Below are 16374 nucleotides of genomic sequence, written 5' to 3'. Positions count from 1 at the left end.
TATTTTTCGGGAGGGATGAATATGAATCTGGATAAAACGCTATTAAAGAAACGGATAGCAGTAGCAAGCAGGCGAATTCCCGCTGATACAGTCATAAAAAACGCACGGATCATCGATGTGTTCAACCTTGAAATCATTGAAGGGGATATTGCGATTGCTGATGGTATGTTCGTCGGAGTCGGAGAATTCGATGGCAAACAAATCATTGATGCCGAAAACCGTTATGTTTGTCCTTCCTTTATTGATGCCCACGTCCATATCGAATCGTCCATGGTGACACCTGCTGAATTTTCGAAAGTCGTCCTTCCTCATGGCGTCACCACGATCATAACCGATCCTCATGAAATCGCAAACGTATCAGGCGAGGATGGAATCAACTTCATGTTGGAAAACTCTGAAGACCTGCCATTAGACGTCTTTTTCATGCTTCCTTCCTGTGTACCAGCGACTTCCGTCGAAAATTCCGGGGCAAAGCTGTCGGCTTCTGATCTTGAACCTTTTTACAGACATAAAAGGGTGCTCGGCTTAGCTGAAGTAATGGATTATCCATCCTTACTGGCAGCAGATGATCAGTTGGTCGACAAAATCGTGATGACATCTGCACACACCGGGCATATCGATGGCCATCTAGCTGGATTGGATACCGACGCCATCAACATATACAAAGCTGCTGGTGTGAGAACCGACCATGAATGTAATACAGTCGAGGATGCACGGGAACGTTTAAGACGGGGCATGTATCTTTTGATTCGGGAAGGGTCTGTAGCGAAAGACTTGGAATCGCTGATACCGGTAGTCAACCACCACAATGCACGGCGCTGCCTATTCTGCACAGATGACAAACACCTTGATGATCTCATTCTAGAAGGGAGCATCGATCATAACGTCCGTTCAGCGATCCGGTATGGGTTGGATCCTCTGATTGCTATCCAGATGGCCTCACTGAACGCCGCGGAATGCTATGGATTTAGGCAGAAAGGCGCCATCGCACCAGGTTATGAGGCTGATTTTCTACTGTTGGATGAGCTGGATTCCATCGATATAAAAGAAGTCTATAAATCTGGAAAACTCGTGGCACGGGATGGTGAATATGTTGGGAGTCTAGTAAAAAAGGAAGATCCAGGACAAAATCTACTGGATACAGTGAAAGTTCCTGGTCTCGAAAAAAAAGATCTGCAAATTACGATCGGGAAGAATGGATTGGCGAATATCATCGGAATCATCCCGAACCAATTGACGACCATTCACCTGCAAGAATCAGTCGTAGCTGATAACGGTGTATTTGTCCCTTCTAGTAAGAAGGATCAGCAAAAATTAGTCGTCGTTGAAAGACATAAAAATACCGGGAATATTGGATTAGGAATCGTAAAAGGATTCGGCTTCAAAAATGGAGCGATTGCAACAACCATCGCCCACGATTCGCATAATATCGTCGCTATGGGAACGAATGATGAAGATCTCCTGATGGCAGTCCAATCACTGGATGAGATGAATGGTGGACTGGTCATCATTAGAAACAGTGAAGTTCTCGCTTCTCTTTCCCTTCCGATTGCTGGTTTGATGTCTGATCAAGGTTTCCGTTCAATAGCTACCGGGCTTCTTCAATTGAAGCAAGGACTTGCAGACCTAGGGTTCAATGGAGAATTCAATCCATTTTTGACCCTTTCGTTTCTGACCTTACCCGTCATACCAGCTTTGAAATTGACTGACCTAGGTCTATTCGATGTCAAAGCTTTTCAGCACATCGATGTAAGTCTTTAACATACATCGGCAAAGCGAAGTATTAGAGGACATAGGGAACCTGATTGTTTCAAAAACCCCATGTTGCTAAAAAATAGAGGACACCACAGACGTTATTTACTGAAATGCTTGATAAAACAATTACGCAAATAACGGAATGGTTGTCCTCTTATCTTTGATTTAGATCATTCAATCGTCAATTCGTTTGATAAGACGGTATAATCGTCACTAGAAATGAATTTTTCTAGAGAATCGACTGTAAACACCTTCACTTTGTATTTTTTGAGATCACCCTTCACATTGAAATAGGCGCTCAATTCCTCAGCATCCAGTATATCCTTTTTCAAAGCCACAAAATCAGCTTGTTTTCATTTTTCAACAACTGGAAGATGACGGTTTCTTTACCTTCATGGTCTCGCGTATCCAGTGTACGGCTGACAGACGCATTCACCAACATCCCGCCTTCCTCCGACAATTCTCCATTGTTGATTGTGAAAGGCTTCGTGTTAGGAGGTTCTTTATCATCCGCATAATACACTGCCAATTCCCCTATTGAAGTGAATGTGACTCCACCTCCCGGAACCCCGATGATACGGACACCATCCCCCCATGTATCTTCAAACGTGAATGTGTAAGTCTTATTCGGCCCTGCTGAATTGTCATAAGGATACTCCGGTGTTACCGACAAATCGGAAACATCAACCCATTCATGATTCTGACGGACTTGTACTTTCAAGTTTTCTTTGAACCACCCTCCATCGGGGAACATCTTACCAGTCGTGTAATCGACTTTGTTCAGGTTGTAGTTCTTTTTCCAAGTGTACCCCCACCAGTCCTTCGTCTTCCTTTCATTGTTCCAACTGTCTTCTGACTCCAGCCTGATTCCATTATTGAAATAATCGACATTTCCGAAATGGGCGACTTTATTGATCGGTGTAGTACCTTCACCCGTAATCGCCAGATTCGAATATGAATCTTTCGGATTTGAAGGAGTAGATTGGGAAGTTGGTTCGATAACAAGCTTTCTCAATGAAAAGTTATAGTTAGTGATTCCACCCATGAATGTATTTGACTGGACATACATGGTTTTCCCGTCTGCACTTATGAATTTTGAAGGAATAGTAGTCGCATAACCACCATTTTTCGTATCTGTCCATGGATAACCGCCATAATCTTTTGATAAAAACCGTTTCCAAGGACCCCATGGTGTAGGTGATTCGTAAAATTCAAACGTATACTCTGTCCAGGATGTGTATAGATAACGGTCCAAGGGCTCGTTATAGACGATGCTGCCCTGGGAGACTACGGTCATATCCTTAGGATCATTCGTAAAAAAGGTATCCTGATAGATTCGCCGGTCATCTTGCAATACAGGTTGTCTTTCTTCAATATTCCCGGACCATTGTGGTGTTCCGTTTGAATCCTTACCTGTATAGAATTCCCATTGTGACCGATCCTGGATTTGATCTTTGTGGACTCTCCCCAAGTAAAGTTTGGTAGGATCTTGAACACGGTCATTGAAGGAATCCCTCCAATTGTGATCCAATCCATATGCATAGATATATTCGTCTTTGGCGTTTTCATTATCCTGACCATAGTCCAGAAACATGATCGTAGTGAACGTATAATCATCAAACATCGGTTCAGTTTCATCCCATGTCCAGGTTTTACCTTTATCCGTCGATTTTACGATCGTCGCCGATGGTACATCATTAAAATCCTTATTCAAATCCTGGACTGCTAAATATAGATCACCATCAACACACACCATCCCAGTAGGCTTCCGATTATAATGCTCTGGATCATTCCAGATCTGCCCTACCTCATCACTGCGGGCGATCGTCGTACCTTCAAGGTTAGGTGGAACACCTGTTATTTTGTTGACAGCGATATCAGCAAATGGCCCATCCAAACTGAATCCTTTTCCATCACCGTTGGCTGAATATAGATTACCGTCATCAGCCCAGCAGGAAGCCCATAAATCACCGTCACTGGCAGTATTGTAAGAGTCTGCTTCTTCAACATATGCAGTTGAGAAGAACGTGCTTTTTTCAGGTTCATCAGCTTTTGCTATTTTCTTGGTAGGGGTGAGGCTGGCAAATATCGATATGGTCAGCAACAAGGATAGACCGATTGGGACGAATTTCTTTAAACCATTCATTTACACTCAAACCTTTCCTCGGATATAAAATTTGAATGCTGATTCTGATGGTGTAGGGAGTTATAGATTTCATTCCGTTCATTGAAAATCAAAAAACAAAGTGCCGGATACCCGTATTATTGCGATAACACAGAGGCAGCCCGACACCACTTCAGTTACTAAACCTCCTAGTTTCCAAGTGATTCATTGATTACGTCATGTGCCTTTTTGGCTGCATCTTCGCCGCTGACGTTTCCAAACATCACTTCTTGTAATGCGGTACCGATCGTATCTACTGTTTTTGCATTGAAGCTTGGTTCAGGGATAGCTGTTTCATAGATTTCATCTGTAAACATTTTTGGAATTCCGTTGTTATAAGTTTCTTCACCCTGCTCAATCACAGACTTTCTAGGTGAGTATGCGAATTTGATATCTGTACACCATTCCAAAGCCCTCTCTGGGTCATCCGCGAACGCCCACATGACAAACTTGGCTGCTTCTTCAACATGCTCACTTTTCGAATTTACTGCAAATTTATAGCCACCTGCAGCAGTCGAATGGTTTCCGCCTTCAGGAATTGGAATCGGGGCTACTCCAATTGGCACATCTGGAAATTCCCGTTCTAAAGCAGGGACATCCCAAGTGCCGACGATTTGCATTGCTGCGGTCTCGTTACCGACGTGACCGATTTCCCATGGACCATTCTGAAGCTTTGATGGTGAAGAACCATTTTGGAAAAAGCTCCCCCAATAATCCAGTGCTTTTACGACTTCTGGAGAGTCGAAGTTCGACTCATCACCATCATCTGTCAAAACACTGCCACCTTGCTGCCATAAGAATGGATACCATACAAAATTCAAGTAGGTTGCTTTATCAGTCGGTAAAATGAGACCCGCAACATCATCTGTCGTCAACTTCTCAGCCGTATCGGAAAGTTCATCCCATGTTTTCGGAACCTCTAAACCTGCATCTGCAAGCATATCTTCGTTATAGAATAATGCGAGCAGCTCCAACTCATAGGGTAACGCTAAAATTTTGTCCTCATATGTCACTGCTTCTAAGGATGCTGGAAGGAAGTCTTCCTTTGCTCCTTCAGGAAAATACTCATCAAGATCTGCAAGGATCCCTGCCTCGGCAAATTTCAAAAAGTCCCCGGGATTTACCATGAAGATATCTGGCCCTTCTCCATTTGCAAAAGCGACAGGCAGCTTAGTAGTACCATAATCACTTTGATTGAACGACTTGAATTCGATTTTGACTCGATCCTGGGAGGCATTATAATCCTTTACCAGCTTTTCAAAAAAATCCTTTTGTGAATCGGAATGGAAATCCCAAAAACTAAGCGTGATAACATCATCTGAACTTGTGGAACTACTGCTACAACCAGCCTGGAAAACCAGGACTAAAGCCAAAAGGCATACACAGAAAGCTTTCACATGTTTCACTGGACCTTCCCCCTACGTTTTTATTTTTGCTGACCACAGCTAACCAACTTAAACGCTTACATTTTTCAATAATCAAAACACTTTTTCTTATCTTCCTCATTGAATGGCAGCACATCAGGCAATGGCAGCCTTTCCTCAACAGGCTTAATATCAGACTGCGGTGTATGCGGCTCTGATTGATACCAATAGGCAGTACTTGAATAATCATCGCTTCTATGATTGTTATGACCATGTTCTATAGTGACTTTAATAGATTTCTCAAATGTAATCGGATCTTGGATGTGGTATCTGTATGCCGAAATCTTACCTGACCAATTGTGATCACCCCCTAGAATTATCCCATGATAAGGTGTTGTGACTTCCTGTTGTGGGCACCATGCCGTATTGAAATAATCTTCCATACCGGTACCATACAATGTCGGAGGCCACTTTTCCCCGTCTATGAAAATCATGTCATCACCTTCTCCGTACCAATTCCATTCTTGTGTAAAACGAAGATTATGGATGTTAAGATTGCAACCTACGTAATGACCTTTACCTTCCGTATCTAAAATCGTGTAGTTTCCATCACCTGATGTATTTTTTCCGCCGAAACAATAAAGCGTGTTTGACATGGAATGATCGTCGACGCCTTTCGTCAATTCCCTATTCCAATGCGCATGGAATCGTAATGTGCTGTCAATCGGTTGATCGTAAAGCTCGTAATCGATATAGAAATAGAATTTGATAGGTTCATCCGCTTCACTTTCAATTTCGATTCTTGCATGATCTGAAAATGGCATTGGAAAATAACAATTTAAAGCTCGTCCATCTTCAGGGCTCATTGCTAATGGAGCTGAAGCGTAGTTTTTAGTGATCCCATGCCCCATGCCGAAGAAATCCCCTATCGGAGCTTGCACACTAGGATTATCCTCATTATCCCAATACATCCGGATCACGACTTTTCTATGGAGATACGCTTCTAAAGAGTCGTTTAAAGGAGCCATCGTCATCCAGATATGCGTGATACATCCAGAACCCGTAATGTCAGAAATCGTTTGTTTTTCCCCGGGCTGAAAAACGAAGTAATCTTTATTTCCCCCTGTCCGATCATAGCTTGAATCCCTTTTCCTCTTGTTATTTCTTTCTCTGTATAAATCTCTTAGTGACGTTCCTAAAAATGTCATGTTAATTCTCCTTTCCATTCATTCTGTATATTCGTTACCTATCTCTTTACTTGATTCCAGTCATTTTGATACCCTCGACCAGATGCTTTTGCATGAAAAAGAACAGCAAGAACGTAGGGATCGCACCTAGCAAGGCAGCGGCGAGCACGATGCTCCACGAGGTTTCATACCCGCCGCCGACAATGTTCGCCAATGCGACCTGTACAACCATCAGATCTTCATCCTGAGTTATGATCAATGGCCATAAATAATTATTCCAATTGAATGTGAAAAAACCAATTGTCAGTGGAACGATGATCGATTTGGATAAAGGAAGCACCAAGCGGAAGAATGCTCCCGCTATCGATAACCCTTCCATATAAGCTGCCTCTTCAAGCTCTTTCGGAAATTCACGGTAAAATTGCCGGAAAAGGAAAATACCATAGGCGTTGAAAATCATCGGAATGATCAAACCAGCATAAGAGTTTCCCATCCCCAACGATTTCGTAACCATGTAAAGCGGAATCATTATGATGGTGAAGGGAATCATCAACGTACTGATGATCCATGCAAATATTTGCTTTTTAAAAGGAAACTCCAAGCGAGCCAAAGCATAGCCGGCCATAGAATGAAACAACAAAGCAACTATCGTTACAACCGAAGAAACGATAAATGAATTCCAGATTGCCTGAAGTATGTTCGTCTCGAATACTGCTTTAAAATTATCCAATGTTAGATTCGACAGATTCAAGCTTGTACTGAAAACATCTTGCGGCTGTTTAAATGAACTGATGACGAGAAAATAGATCGGGGCCACCATCAGAATCCCAATGACCAAAATGATTGTAACCAACAACAGATTTGATCTTTTCACGTTCCCTTCACCCCCTTAATCCTGTTTTGAGTATAACTTCAGTTGGAATAGTGACAGCGTGAAAATGATAACGAACAATACAACAGCTAAAGCAGAAGCGTAACCCATATCCAGTAGTTCAAAGGCTTGTTTGTATATGTACAACACACTGACTTCTGTTGCCCCTGCTGGTCCTCCTTTGGTCATGACCATGATCTGATCAAATACTTGAAAGGAGCCGATCGTCGTGACAATCAATATGAAAATGCTCGTTTCCCTTATCAATGGAAAAGTAATATGTAAGAAGGATCTCCATCCTGTCGCTCCATCAATCCGAGCTGCTTCATAATAATCATTAGGGATCTCTTTGATCGCAGCTAGAAAGATCATCATGTTATACCCTAAGTTGATCCATAAAATAACAACAATGATCGATATCAGGGCTTGATCAGTAGACCCGAGAAATTCTTGACGAGGTATACCAATCAAGCTGAACAATTGGTTGAGAAATCCATTCCTGGGATCGTATAAAAACATCCAAATGACTGCGGATATGACTGATGTTATTGCGTAAGGAAGCAAAAACAGCGTCCTGGCAAACCCTTCTATCTTTCCTTTCAGGTAACTGATCATCACCGCAAAAAATAGTGCTAAACAATAAAGGGCGGGTACATAGATGATTGTAAATATGAACGTCCTGTAAACCGACTTCCACCATGCTTTATCTTCCATAAGCTTTGTATAATTATCAAAACCTGTATAAACTTTCGGAGATAAAGCATTCCAATCATGTAGGCTTACATAAAAGGCATACACCATGGGTACGAAGATGAAGACGGTGAGGCCTATCAAATTCGGTAACAGAAAACCGTAAGCCGTTAATGATTCCTTTGAGAAACCTTTTTTGATCCCCTTTTTTTCCATTTACACTCCTCCTCGCCATTTTCGAGGGATAAGCTCAATTCAACTTGTTGCTTGTTTCATAGTTTTGCATGAATTTTTCCACTTCATATAAATAAGGAACTGATGGTATTGCTCCTTCTTTCGTAACGGTCAATGCACCGGCTGCATTAGCGAACTGCACAGCCTCCATCAAAGACTTTCCAGATACAAGCCCCACTGCCAATGCTCCATTGAAAGCATCTCCTGCTGCTACAGTGTCTTTGATCGCAACAGGGAATCCAGAAACATGCTCGCAACCATTTCGATCTATTATGTATGCCCCTTTCTCTCCCAATGTTATTACGACATTTTCAACCCCTCGATTGACCAAATTGCGACCTGCGTGCTTCACATCTTCTAAAGTATTGATTTTTACACCTGTAAGAATCTCAGCTTCTGTTTCATTCGGTGTCAAATAGGTCACTTTCTGGAGTAAATCGTCTTCCAGTGTTCTTGCGGGGGCTGGATTGAATATCACAGGAACCTCGAATTGTTTTGCGAAAGAGATTGCTTTTTCAGTCACCTTCAGATCCATTTCAAGCTGGACTAGAACGATATCTGCTTCTTTTATCAGATCTTGTACATGGCTGAGATCAGATGGTTTATACTTCAGGTTGGCACTAGGAACAATGATGATCCGGTTGTTTCCATCCTCCTCTAACGTGACAAAACCAACGCCGGTAGAGCTTCCATCATTTCGTAAAATGAATTTGGTATTGATCTGGTTGTTTTGCAATTCATTCAAGATATCATCACCAAAGCGGTCGTTTCCCAACATACCAACCATCGTCACTTCCCCTCCGAGTCTGGCTGCTGATACAGCCTGATTCGCTCCTTTCCCGCCAGGAAACCTTGAAAAATCATTTCCGATAATCGTCTCCCCTTTTTGCGGAGCACGCGGGGTTCTTACGACCAAATCCATCATGAAACTTCCAATCACTAATATTTTCACACGATCTACATCCTTCTTAAGACTTTTTAGGTTTTGATAACTGTTGCCCTAAGCTTCCGCCAGGGTGATATAAATGGAAATCTTCCTTCGTGAAATTCTTCATAGTCGATAATGCAATGGCAAGTGCATCCCCAATAACGAGTGTAACCGTAGAGCTAGTAGTGGGTGCCAATCCAAGAAGGTCTGCTTCCTGTTCATATTGATAGGTAAGTGCCACATCACTCGATTGAGCAAGGGTTGAACTTCGTTTTGATGTAATTGAAATACATTTTGTGCCGATTTTTTTGAGAGAAGGAAGAAGACTGAGTACTTCTTTCGTCTCCCCGCTATTGGAAATAAGAATGACGACGTCTGTTTCGCTTATCATTCCAAGATCACCGTGGACACCTTCTGTACTATGGACAAAAAACGATGGTGTACCAGTACTTGAGAGTGAGGCTGCAATTTTCTTACCGACATGCCCTGATTTCCCAACTCCTGTAATGACCACTTTACCCTTGCATTCAGCAATCATTTTAAGGGCATCTTCATAACTGGGATCTAACTGTTCTAATAGTGATTTGATCGCCGAAGCTTCTTCTTCAATCACCCTTCTAAAATGCAGTAGCGAATCCATTGATCATTTCCTCCTCATTCGAGTATTAGATTTTTTCCATTGAGAGTAGGTTCGAATATTTCATGTACCGGACCCCTAGCAGTTTTCATTAATCGGTCAATCAGAATTTCACCTGTCCGTACGCCCATTTCATAAGGGGTTTGATTCATATAAGTGATTCCAGGTGGCTTTAGTAATTTCGCAGCCTCCACTTCTCCGTAGGAGGCAACGACCATATCCGAAGGTACTTCATATCCTTTTTCCATCAATTTGAGCAGTACTCCGAATGTCATTGTATTATTAAAAGAAAGGATTGCTGTCGGTTTAGAATGTTGTTCCATGAAACGGTCGACCGCTTCTTTCCCATCCGTTTCTATGAATCCTCCATTGAAAATCAGTTCTGGGTCCTCATCCATTCCCTTTTCTCGCATTGCGTTTTGATAACCCTGATAACGCTCGCTACCTGTACTTACATTTAACGAACCATTCACAACCCCTATACGGGTATGTCCTAAATCCAATAAATATTTAGTCAGCTCGTATGCTGCCTTAATATTGTCTTCAATGACAAAATCGAAATCTTGATCTTTCTTATTAAGTTTGCGGTCGATCAATACAATCGGGATGCCGCTATTTTTAATCTTTTGTATTATTTCTTCATTATCACCTGAGGTCGCAAGCACTATCGCATCCACTCTCTTTTCGAACAGAACCTGCAGCATTTCCCTTTCCTTTGCAGGGTCTTCATCCCCGCTTCCAAATATCAAATTGTAGCCGAAAGGATGGATCGTATCTTCTATTCCTTTAGATATTTTCATGAAATATGGGTTCGTAATGTCCGGTATGACTACACCTATCGTGTTTGTCTTTTCTTTTTTCAAACTTCTGGCAACCGCATTCGGCAAGTAATTCATCTTCATTGCTGTGGATAGGATTTTCTCTCTGATCTCCTCACTCGCATACCCGCTATTATTTAAAACCCTCGAGACAGTTGCGATTGAAACACCTGTCTCTTTAGCAATATCCTTTATTGTCACATTTGCCATATGTATCCCTCCGTTCATGTGTAAACGTTTACAGTCATTGTGTAAAAATTGTGTAAACGTTTACAGATTGTTTAAAAAAATGAGATGCTGGCTATTGTTCTCTGTAAACGTTTACACATCATCTGCTTCATATAATAATACACAATTTTTTAAATTGCAAGACTATTTTTGAAATTTTTTAATGAATGATTACAAAAGACTGTCAACAAGACGTGGGTATTTAATCTATTATTCCTTATATGGTTACCTTGCTTGATCTCCCCTGTCCTGCTTTCGTCTTGATTATTTTATGATCAAGAAAAAACGCAAGGTGATTCCTTGTATGAAATCAACCTGCGTTTCAACTGTGTACAAAGAACAGTAGTCGTAAATTGTTCTCTTAGTCATCATCATGATCGATATCTGTTTCAAGCACTTTCCCGTCAGTTGCTGAAATCTCTATTTCTGCTTCTCCATTATCGGCCATGTTGATATTAATTTCATATACATATCGGCCATCATCTTCATCCAGTTCTACTTCTGTGACGTTTCCAGCCGCTTCTTTTAACGCAATTTTGATAGCTTCTTCCTTACCAATCAAATTTTCCTTTTTAGCTGAACTCACATCATTTCGATCGTCATCGTCATCCTGTTCAACATTTAGAACGTTACCATTGGAAGCATCGATATGCAACTCAAGATCATCCTTACCTTCCACATCGACCTTGTAGACTTGCTTTCCGTGCTCTTCTTCTAATTCAACCTCATCCACTTTGCCTTCTACTTCTTTCAAAGCGATTTCCTTCGCTTCAGATACGGAAATCATTTCACTTTGGGAGCTTTTTTCACCATCATTTGCAAGCACTACTTTCTTCGTTTCCTGCAAAGCGTCATCATCCATCGCTTTCACCGCTCCAACTCCACCAATTGCCAACGTCCCTGCCAATGTAAACATGATGATTTTTTTCTTCATTTCTCATTCCTCCTGTATTTGTTGTACAGTTACATAATATCCACCCGGGATTAGAACAAAAGGAAGAGAACATTAGAAAACGATGAGAATTCAATTAATCCTATTATTAAGGGCAAATCGGTGCCAGGCACCGATGGGAACTCCTTCTCCCCCAACACTTTTGAAAGTGTGCCAGGCACCGGTGCAAACCCCTTCTCCCACAACGCTTTTGAAAGTGTACCTGGCACCGGTGTGAACCTCTTCTGCCACAACGCTTTTGGAAGTGTACCTAGCACCGATATAAAAAGCCGATTCAACGTATCCCTTGAAAGCGGGTGTGTTGAATCGGCCTTTGTTTCTGATTTCTATTCAATAACTTCTACTCGTACGTCTTTACGTCCCCATTGGATCGCTTCGTCACGGTCTGCGATGAATACATCAATTGCATGATCATTCACGCCTCCGCCAATATCTGCTGCAATCGCAACGCCGTATCCTTCAACTTTTACCATTGATCCAAGTGGAATCACACTTGGGTCAACCGCAATCACTTTCGCATCAGGATACTTTTTCAAGTCGAGACCCATTTTCGTGACACCTGAACATCCGTCACAATCCGCTGTATAAGCCGTACTTTCTACCGTCATCGTTTTCCCTGCAGCAGAACCTCGCTTCGCTTTACTATCCAATGCTGATCTTGTATTCGGACCTGCAATACCATCAACTACTAGGCCTTGTTGCTTCTGAAAACTCTTGACTGCACTCACTGTGCCCTTACCATAAATCCCATCAAGGCTTGAACTGTAATGTCCGGTTTGCTTCAGCTGGTACTGAATATGTATAACTTGTTTTCCAATGTTACCATATCGTAAAACCTTCACCGCATGGTTCGTTTGCGGTCCAGCAATTCCATCGACTTTCAGGTTACGCTTCCGCTGAAAATCTTTGACTGCCTCTTCCGTTATATCACCGTAATATCCGGTCGATGTATGGTACGGAAAGACACCTTTCGTCATTAAATAATCCTGCAATTCAGCAACATCAGATCCTGATGAGCCGTTTACTAAGGTACGGTCTCCTAATGCAGCTTGTGTAAATGAAGGAGCTGCAAGCAACAACGCACCAACAACAAAAACCATGAACATGGCTCTAAGTTTCGTATTCATATTTTCATAAACCTCCCCAATCCTTTAATTCTTTGCACATAAAAGGATTCGAGAGGAAATGACATTATTCGTGTATTAAAAGTGGATTCACAACGTTTGACCCGCTTAAATCCATTATTTTGAAATAATGTATTCTATATGGTCTACATGAAAAAGGTGGTTATTTTACATAATCTATACTAATTCCATGATATGTTAAAAATTATCCCAATGTAGCAGTAAAGAAACCAGTGAATCTAGACAAAAAGGTGAAAAACCCCGTAGTTGTTATACTCGACCTTTTCCTTAACGTCAATCCTCATACGTAATCGTCGTTTCACCTGTATAACCGTCAACGAGTACTGTTGCATCTTCATCATCATTGATCTCTATTTCAATCTCATAAGTGGGTACACCGTTCAGTCTGATGATATCAACATCGTCGATTTCGCCTGGGACAACAACAAGGGCTTTCTCTTTCGCTTCTTCCTCAGAAATCAACGTCTTCTCTTTTTCATTCGGTTCCTCGGTTTTTTCCTCTGACCGATCGAGAATTTCGCCAGATTTCGCGTCCACCGTAACCACCGTCACCCCTGACTTCGTTTTCATCTTGATTTTATAAATAGGCGGATTTTTTTTCTTTGCGTACTGCACATCCTCAACATCACCATCGACATCTTTCAATGCTATTTCTTTCGCTTTTTCCTCATTGATATGTTTTTCTTTCATTTCAAGGACTTCTATGCCTTCAATACGCCGCTCATCCGCATTGATAACAATTTTATAGACCCCTGTTTCTCGGTCAAGGATTGCTTCATATGTTGCTCCGCTCCGTGTAATTTCTTTCATTTCACCCGTATATTTACTTGTGATGAATCCTTCAATTTCATTATCTGCTAAAGGCTGGTCGTTCTTATTGGCCAAAATATGTTGTGCTCCGATGATGATGCCTACTACACACACCGCAACACCCAAAATGAGGAAAATGTTCCGTTTCAAGGTTCCGCCTCCTTTCTTTTATAAAATCAATGCGCTTCTTTCAACAGGATCCTGACACTCGTTCCGACACCTTCTTCACTTTCAAGTTCAATCATTCCTTCATGAGCAGCGATGATTTCTTTTGCAATTGAAAGACCCAGACCGCTTCCGCCTGTCTTCCGGCTCCTCGCTTTATCGACTCGGAAAAATCGATCGAACACCTTCGCCACATCCTCTTTTGGAATACCGATGCCGTAATCTTTTACTGTAATCGAAGGTCGACCAGTTTCATACTCGACTACTACATCAATGTCACGTTCACTGAACTTTTTCGCATTATCAAAAAGAATGAACAACACCTGTTTCAGTTTCTGTTTATCGCCGGCAGCGAACACCACATTCTGTTCATGAATCACCCGTACATCTCGATCATAAGCCTGCATGAACGATTTTGCCCCGCCTTTACAAAGTTCAACTAGATCAACCTTCTGCCAATCGATTTCCCAATCATCATCATTCCGTGCCAACAGCAGTAATTGCTCTGTCAGATTACGCATCCGGATCGATTCTGAATGGATTGCTTCAACCGATTCATCAAATACTTCAGGCTTTTTCGTCCCCCATCTTTTCAAAAGACTCGCATAGCTCTCGATGATCGTGAGCGGTGTCCTCAATTCATGCGACGCGTTGGAAACGAAGCTTTGTTGTTTTTCCGAGTTCGCTTGCAAGATATCGACCATGCTGTTGAAGGTCGTTCCCATCTTATATAGTTCATCTTTAGACTGATTCTCCACCTCAATATGTTTGAAGGTTCTCTTGCGTTGAATCTCCTCCATCGTGCTCGTCAATTTTTCAATTGGTCGTAAAATCAACTCACTCAATACTCGAGCTGAAAGAAAAGCCGGAAGGATGGCAAGCACCGTTGCAAGCAGCAAGATCGTCCGAAGGATATCCAAATTCGCTTGTACGCCTGCCATACTTTCTGTGACTTCAAGTGTAACAACCTCTCCATTCGTCCAGATGATTGGAATTGCGACAACCGAATAGGATTCTCCAGCAATTTCACGCACTTCCGCAGTTTGTGCATCCTGGAATATCGCTTCACTTTTTCCGAGTTCATTGGTTTTTGCTTGAGCCAAAATCGGATGCGAATCCTGATTGATGATCCGGATCATACCGTCATTCGGGATGAACGCGGGTAATAATGTACGGGGCGAGATTTCTTCCTCTTTAAGTGCTGATGCGATCGTTTCCGTCTGGTGGGTCAGCCGGTCGAGCTCCCCTTCAGTCGTCACTTTGTTGTATAAGTAATAGATCGTGCCGTTGATCAACAATAAAATGATGAAAAGGAATATGGTTGAAAAAAGATGTATCTTCTTGCGGATGTTCATCTCATTGCTCCTTCATGACGTAACCGACACCCCTGATCGTATGGATCAAAGGGGTTTCTTCATGATCGATCTTTCTACGCAAATAACGGATATAGACATCGACCACGTTCGTGTCGCCATAATAGTCAAATCCCCAAACGGCTGATAAGATCTGATCCCTATTCAGGACTTGCTGTTTGTTTTGGAGAAGATACACGAGCAGATCGAATTCCCTGGGTGTCAGTTCAATGTTCTTACTTCCACGTTTGACCTCTCTCGTCTTTTCGTTGACCGAGAGATTTCCAAGAATTATTTTCCCCTCTATTTCTTTGCCCTGCCCGGATCCTCTCTTCACTCGTAAGCACGCTCTCACTCTTGCAAGCAGTTCCTCGATTTGAAAAGGTTTCGTGATATAATCGTTTGCGCCCTGGTCAAGTCCTGCCACTTTATCCGGTACTGAGTCCCTCGCCGTCAGCAAAATCACCGGGGTCTCTTCATTTTTCGTACGGATCCTTCTCAATACTTCTATACCGTTCAATTCAGGCAGCATCACGTCCAACAAAACAAGATCCCACTGGGCACCCCGGAATTTTTCAAGGCCAGCTGAACCATCATACGCGGTGTCAACATCATAGCCCTCGTACTCCAACTCAAGTTTGATGACACGGGCAATCTTTTCTTCATCTTCTACGATCAATATTTTCTGATTGTCCATCGTTTCCCACCTATATATTTTTTACACGATTCTCCTATTTCCAATAACTTAGCTTCATTATATGTCCCCAACATTAAAAAATGGTGAGAAAACACTTACAACATGATGAAATCCAATTAAAGTAAACTTGGCAAAACTAAGCCTAATACGTAGGTTCAGCCATTTGTTACGCTTATACTGAAGAGGTTGGCCAAAATGAACATTATTCAATAGAAAATCCGAAGAATTTGTCCGGATTTTCTTTATAGAACAATAAATGAACCTTCCGCTTCGTCAACATCCTTCGCTTTCCGCGGGCACGGCCTCAGCCTCCTCAGAAAGCACAGACCGCTTTCTTCCGGGGGCTTCGACTCGTGCTGTCCCCACCAGGAGTCTAC

At 42.1% G+C, this 16374-nt stretch carries 15 protein-coding genes; 1 reads left to right on the top strand and 14 read right to left on the bottom strand.

Annotation, left to right across the window (positions count from 1 at the left end; all coding sequences use genetic code 11):
* Positions 1–21: 21 nt before the first annotated feature.
* Positions 22–1761 carry an adenine deaminase gene (gene ade / locus N8M93_RS15895; RefSeq protein ID WP_261133472.1) on the top strand — a complete coding sequence of 580 codons (1740 nt, stop codon included), beginning with the start codon at positions 22–24 and terminating at the stop codon, positions 1759–1761.
* A 164-nt stretch (positions 1762–1925) separates the two neighbouring features.
* Here the strand turns inward: ade and N8M93_RS15890 are convergent, their stop codons facing one another.
* The 14 genes from N8M93_RS15890 to N8M93_RS15825 form a co-directional block, all read right to left on the bottom strand.
* On the bottom strand, positions 1926–2087 hold the full coding sequence (locus N8M93_RS15890; RefSeq protein WP_261133470.1) for a hypothetical protein: 162 nt from the start codon (positions 2085–2087) through the stop codon (positions 1926–1928).
* On the bottom strand, positions 2084–3901 hold the full coding sequence (locus tag N8M93_RS15885; RefSeq protein ID WP_261133468.1) for a DUF4185 domain-containing protein: 1818 nt from the start codon (positions 3899–3901) through the stop codon (positions 2084–2086). The genes N8M93_RS15890 and N8M93_RS15885 overlap by 4 nt, the downstream gene beginning before the upstream one ends.
* Before the next feature lie 167 nt (positions 3902–4068).
* On the bottom strand, positions 4069–5325 hold the full coding sequence (locus N8M93_RS15880) for an ABC transporter substrate-binding protein (RefSeq protein WP_261133466.1): 1257 nt from the start codon (positions 5323–5325) through the stop codon (positions 4069–4071).
* A 65-nt stretch (positions 5326–5390) separates the two neighbouring features.
* A complete protein-coding gene (locus tag N8M93_RS15875) occupies positions 5391–6491 on the bottom strand; it encodes a glycoside hydrolase family 172 protein (protein ID WP_261133465.1) in 1101 nt (366 codons plus the stop codon).
* 46 nt (positions 6492–6537) lie between these two features.
* Positions 6538–7344 (bottom strand): carbohydrate ABC transporter permease, encoded by an 807-nt coding sequence (locus tag N8M93_RS15870; protein ID WP_261133464.1) that lies wholly within the window; start codon positions 7342–7344, stop codon positions 6538–6540.
* Between the two features lie 15 nt (positions 7345–7359).
* Positions 7360–8247 (bottom strand): carbohydrate ABC transporter permease, encoded by an 888-nt coding sequence (locus N8M93_RS15865; RefSeq protein WP_261133463.1) that lies wholly within the window; start codon positions 8245–8247, stop codon positions 7360–7362.
* A gap of 34 nt (positions 8248–8281) precedes the next feature.
* Positions 8282–9217, bottom strand: coding sequence for a ribokinase (gene rbsK / locus N8M93_RS15860; RefSeq protein ID WP_261133461.1), 936 nt, complete (start codon positions 9215–9217; stop codon positions 8282–8284).
* Between the two features lie 16 nt (positions 9218–9233).
* Positions 9234–9833 carry an SIS domain-containing protein gene (locus N8M93_RS15855; protein ID WP_261133460.1) on the bottom strand — a complete coding sequence of 200 codons (600 nt, stop codon included), beginning with the start codon at positions 9831–9833 and terminating at the stop codon, positions 9234–9236.
* 14 nt (positions 9834–9847) lie between these two features.
* Positions 9848–10858, bottom strand: coding sequence for a LacI family DNA-binding transcriptional regulator (locus N8M93_RS15850; RefSeq protein ID WP_261133458.1), 1011 nt, complete (start codon positions 10856–10858; stop codon positions 9848–9850).
* 379 nt (positions 10859–11237) lie between these two features.
* On the bottom strand, positions 11238–11810 hold the full coding sequence (locus N8M93_RS15845; RefSeq protein ID WP_261133456.1) for a PepSY domain-containing protein: 573 nt from the start codon (positions 11808–11810) through the stop codon (positions 11238–11240).
* Positions 11811–12154: 344 nt separating this feature from the next.
* On the bottom strand, positions 12155–12955 hold the full coding sequence (locus N8M93_RS15840) for a peptidoglycan-binding protein (RefSeq protein ID WP_261133453.1): 801 nt from the start codon (positions 12953–12955) through the stop codon (positions 12155–12157).
* Between the two features lie 291 nt (positions 12956–13246).
* Positions 13247–13933 (bottom strand): PepSY domain-containing protein, encoded by a 687-nt coding sequence (locus N8M93_RS15835; protein WP_261133452.1) that lies wholly within the window; start codon positions 13931–13933, stop codon positions 13247–13249.
* A gap of 26 nt (positions 13934–13959) precedes the next feature.
* Positions 13960–15303, bottom strand: coding sequence for a HAMP domain-containing histidine kinase (locus N8M93_RS15830; protein WP_261133449.1), 1344 nt, complete (start codon positions 15301–15303; stop codon positions 13960–13962).
* 1 nt (position 15304) lies between these two features.
* Positions 15305–15997 (bottom strand): response regulator transcription factor, encoded by a 693-nt coding sequence (locus N8M93_RS15825; protein WP_261133447.1) that lies wholly within the window; start codon positions 15995–15997, stop codon positions 15305–15307.
* Positions 15998–16374 lie beyond the last annotated feature (377 nt).

Origin of the sequence: Bacillus sp. Marseille-Q3570 (genome assembly GCF_946151055.1) — a bacterium.
Lineage (GTDB): Bacteria > Bacillota > Bacilli > Bacillales > Fictibacillaceae > Pseudalkalibacillus.
This window is presented reverse-complemented; position numbering and strand designations above follow the sequence as displayed.

Coding starts and splice junctions, on each gene's coding strand:
- ade (WP_261133472.1), top strand. CDS start 22: ATGAATCTGGATAAAACGCTATTAAAGAAACGGATAGCAGTAGCAAGC.
- N8M93_RS15885 (WP_261133468.1), bottom strand. CDS start 3,901: ATGAATGGTTTAAAGAAATTCGTCCCAATCGGTCTATCCTTGTTGCTG.
- N8M93_RS15875 (WP_261133465.1), bottom strand. CDS start 6,491: ATGACATTTTTAGGAACGTCACTAAGAGATTTATACAGAGAAAGAAAT.
- N8M93_RS15865 (WP_261133463.1), bottom strand. CDS start 8,247: ATGGAAAAAAAGGGGATCAAAAAAGGTTTCTCAAAGGAATCATTAACG.
- N8M93_RS15855 (WP_261133460.1), bottom strand. CDS start 9,833: ATGGATTCGCTACTGCATTTTAGAAGGGTGATTGAAGAAGAAGCTTCG.
- N8M93_RS15850 (WP_261133458.1), bottom strand. CDS start 10,858: ATGGCAAATGTGACAATAAAGGATATTGCTAAAGAGACAGGTGTTTCA.
- N8M93_RS15845 (WP_261133456.1), bottom strand. CDS start 11,810: ATGAAGAAAAAAATCATCATGTTTACATTGGCAGGGACGTTGGCAATT.
- N8M93_RS15840 (WP_261133453.1), bottom strand. CDS start 12,955: ATGAATACGAAACTTAGAGCCATGTTCATGGTTTTTGTTGTTGGTGCG.
- N8M93_RS15830 (WP_261133449.1), bottom strand. CDS start 15,303: ATGAACATCCGCAAGAAGATACATCTTTTTTCAACCATATTCCTTTTC.
- N8M93_RS15825 (WP_261133447.1), bottom strand. CDS start 15,997: ATGGACAATCAGAAAATATTGATCGTAGAAGATGAAGAAAAGATTGCC.